The organism is Holdemanella porci, from assembly GCF_019052655.1.
GTDB classification, from domain to species: domain Bacteria; phylum Bacillota_I; class Bacilli_A; order Erysipelotrichales; family Erysipelotrichaceae; genus Holdemanella; species Holdemanella hominis.
On the sequence record NZ_JAHQVB010000107.1, the window covers coordinates 1 to 3,576 of the forward strand.

Sequence of the window (3,576 nt, forward strand, 5' to 3'; positions counted from 1 at the left end):
TACCACTGGTGTAAATTTTCTCTTTTTGACTAGTCCTATTTATATGCTAACATCATAAATTTATCAAACAATCCCATATAGAGTGCCTCCTTATCCTTAGCCATTTAATCTAAATTTCGACACTATATTGTTCAATCAAAGCATCAATTTCATCATCATTTAATAAGGCAATAACATGATTTGCATCATAATATTCTTTTGAAGAGATATGATTGATAAAATCGTCGTATGTAACTGTCATTCCTTTTCTAATCATGACATACCAATAATTAATTCCTTTGATTTGATCAAGAATGATATAAGGTTTATTAGGAACAACACAAGGAATATCAGCAACAATCGAATAAATCCCAAATAATTCATTCGTATCTTTCTTCCTATATACGCTTGGTGTTGCATAATAAACATCTAGAGATTGGATTTCATTTAGATATTCTTCAAGATTATTTAAGTTGCAATCAATTCTTTGTAATTCTCTTTGTCCAATAGAGATTGGATTATAAATACCAAATATTTCAAAACAGCGATATTCATCTTCTGTTTTACTTGTCATATCTTCTAGTGCAACAATACTTGCTTCTTCATCCCATTTAATAAATTCTTCGTCTTCATATAAATAAGCTTCTTCATCTTCTCTTAAATATTTTTTGGTATTGAACTCGTTGCAAATTTTCTCTACTAAGCTATAGAATAGTCTAATTTCTGATGGTGCAGTTGGTAAACTTAAAGAAAGTAAAACATCACTACCCTCAAGCCATAACTCAAATCCCCTAGCTAGTTTTGTTTCATCATAAATTAAAGTATGTTCACCTATCTCATCTTTATTGAGACGATAATTTTCATCACAAACACCATAAGATAATCCTGTAAATTTAATAATATCTTCTAGATTCATTTTTTTCTTAAATAATGATTTTTGTTTAATTCTTGCAGTTACTGACATAATTACGCCTCCTTAACTTAAAATTTCATTTCTTTTGAAAACCAATTATTTTCTAACTTCATTTTTTGTCTTCATTAATCGAATAGATTGATAAAAGAGATAAATCCCGACTAAAACATATATTATTCTATTCAATACATCTTTTAAAAACGGGAAATAGGATGATTGGATAATACTACAGAAGATTAAAACTCAAATTTAAAACTTATTTGGAGAATGAAGATTTTATTAATCCATTTTCATAAAAAACATTGAATATTTCTTTATGCCCTACTGCTGAAGGATCAATACAAATCTTTACACCGTTGCCTAAAATTAAGATTGCTTTTGATCCTTTGATTTGAATACTTCTAATTTCATTAAAATGAATGATTTTTCTTTTTCCTAATAATGGAATCTCTGTAATGCCTTCACTATTAACAATAACCTTATAGCGTTTAAAACCAATGCTAATAATAATCAAAATTGATGTAATAACTAATAATAAGGTTGTCAAAAGTATTTTTTGTTCAAGTGGTGCTGCAACTATACAAACAATCATGCAGATAAATTCAAATATTGTGCCACCAATTGCTGTACCCACAAATACAGATGGGTATGTTGCAACAATTTCTCCATTATTTACTACTTCTTCCATATAAAATCCTCCATCGTATTCTTACATATTTTTAAAATCATCAATGCCCGGCAAAACTAATATAAAAGAAATGACTAGTTTTGATAGATCACTTGCAGCAATTGTTGACATGCAGTAATCCACAATTAACAATCCAAAACATGTCGCAATCGTATCTAATGCTAAATATAAAATAATTGCAATATTTTTACTAATTCTTTTCAATTTATAAAGAGCCTTAGGAAGTCCGCCTGCAATTAAATTAATCGGATAGGATACAACTGTTGCGATGATGAAAAATAAGATAATACTTCATATGGATTGATATCGAAAACCAAATAAACGCATTACCACTCCACTTAATAGTGCAATAACTGATAAGACAGCAACAAAAATGGTTCCACAAACTATAAAAGTGATTAATTTTTCTTTATTATTCTTAAAAAAATCCACAATAAATAACTCCTTTTTAAACTCTTTTAAACAAACTTATTTAGCTAAGGCATCTTCGATAAGTTCAATACCTCTATTAATGAAATTAATCTTTATTGCTTCATTAGTCCCTTTAACCTTTACCATGGCGATACACAATTGATTTTCTTTTGTTGCTTCAGCACTTCCCATAAGCGTTGTCCATTCAACAGTAATATCGTCTTTTGAAAATGATTTATCGATATAAAACTCATAATCCAAAGGTTCAAATAACTTACTGTTTGACTTTGCATGAATAGAAAGTGTATCATCGTTTTCCTGATATACTTCAACAGTATAGTGAACCACATCTTCTTGATTATCCACATATTGTTCATTCGGAGATATTGATTCTTGAAAAATTAAATTATTCTTATTTTCATTTACTACATCCTTTGATGCACAACCACTAATACTCATTGATATTAAAAGGAAAAACAGTACTACCAAACGTCTTAATTTCACAATCATCACCTACTTATTTTTAAACAAAAGTACAATATTATATATAAAATAAGGTATAACACCTACCATTCCAAATATTGAATAGAATGGGAATATCAAAATACCTATAATCACTCTCATTAATAAAGTCAATTTACAAGCAAAATGATTATAGATTATAAGTCCAGTAGCTACACCTGCAAAAATACAAATACCTAACATCATACTATTAAAAGTTCCAATAGGCTCATGAATCATCATATTATGGCTCATAAGCTGTTGGATAAAACTTGGATCTTGTAATTGATGAATTTGAATTTTCCCTAAGATATAACCTACAATGCCACCGATTACTGCCGCAACGATAATCGTTATTATGTGTCTTAATTCTTTTTTCATAAATCGTCCTCCAAAAAGTTTTAGAAAAGATCATCTGGTCACAGCAAATTAAATATTTTCTTTGAAATATATTGATCTACACATACAGTAAAGTCTTCTTCATCAACAGATATAAATGAACAATCATGGTTAATTGTTACGTTATATCCTTGTTCAAGTAACAATTCGTAGACGTCCTTCATTGAAGTAATCCTTATATTTTCATTACTCATAGATCCACCTTCTACTTTATATAATTCATGCTTATAAGCCATTTGAAATTAAAAATATGCTAAAAACCAATAAAACTAAACTTAGAATTCTATGCGATAATCATTTGTTTTAAAAACTTCATGATCATACTTTTCATTTTTATAAACTGTAATTTCTTTCCCTATTTTCTTTTTCCCTATGCAATATACTGCACCTATTGATATAAGGATAACAATCCATAAAGCATACAATTTGATATTATCAAACAATTGATAGCCGCCCATTAATATAGAGATATGATAAAACAAAGGAGTACCTACCGCCATACATAAAGAATCAAAGCGTAATAACTTTATTATTTCTGGCCAGTTTGAATTATTAAAAGTTAAGCCTGGCATATGAATTCTAAATATACCTTGTGATACATAATTGATTCTATTTTCGTCATAAAAAGATTGATGTTAGCATATAAATAGGACTAGTCAAAAAGAGAAAATTTACACCAGTGGTA

General features: G+C 28.4%; 7 protein-coding genes. All 7 read right to left on the reverse strand.

Features of this window, described 5'->3' with window-relative positions:
- Positions 1 to 109: 109 nt before the first annotated feature.
- The gene (locus tag KTQ83_RS11440; protein ID WP_186999350.1) at positions 110 to 943 is read right to left on the reverse strand and encodes a DUF4299 family protein; all 834 of its coding nucleotides are present in this window, start codon (positions 941 to 943) and stop codon (positions 110 to 112) included.
- Positions 944 to 1,148: 205 nt separating this feature from the next.
- Positions 1,149 to 1,580 carry a hypothetical protein gene (locus KTQ83_RS11445; protein WP_217256888.1) on the reverse strand — a complete coding sequence of 144 codons (432 nt, stop codon included), beginning with the start codon at positions 1,578 to 1,580 and terminating at the stop codon, positions 1,149 to 1,151.
- A gap of 21 nt (positions 1,581 to 1,601) precedes the next feature.
- A complete protein-coding gene (locus KTQ83_RS12390) occupies positions 1,602 to 1,868 on the reverse strand; it encodes a YrvL family regulatory protein (protein WP_342367260.1) in 267 nt (88 codons plus the stop codon).
- A 180-nt stretch (positions 1,869 to 2,048) separates the two neighbouring features.
- Entirely contained in the window at positions 2,049 to 2,495 is a 447-nt protein-coding gene (locus KTQ83_RS11455) for a hypothetical protein (RefSeq protein ID WP_217256889.1), read from the reverse strand.
- 9 nt (positions 2,496 to 2,504) lie between these two features.
- Positions 2,505 to 2,873 carry a hypothetical protein gene (locus KTQ83_RS11460; protein ID WP_186999347.1) on the reverse strand — a complete coding sequence of 123 codons (369 nt, stop codon included), beginning with the start codon at positions 2,871 to 2,873 and terminating at the stop codon, positions 2,505 to 2,507.
- A gap of 38 nt (positions 2,874 to 2,911) precedes the next feature.
- Positions 2,912 to 3,127 (reverse strand): hypothetical protein, encoded by a 216-nt coding sequence (locus KTQ83_RS11465; protein ID WP_186999372.1) that lies wholly within the window; start codon positions 3,125 to 3,127, stop codon positions 2,912 to 2,914.
- A gap of 39 nt (positions 3,128 to 3,166) precedes the next feature.
- Positions 3,167 to 3,463, reverse strand: coding sequence for a hypothetical protein (locus tag KTQ83_RS11470; protein WP_217256890.1), 297 nt, complete (start codon positions 3,461 to 3,463; stop codon positions 3,167 to 3,169).
- Positions 3,464 to 3,576 lie beyond the last annotated feature (113 nt).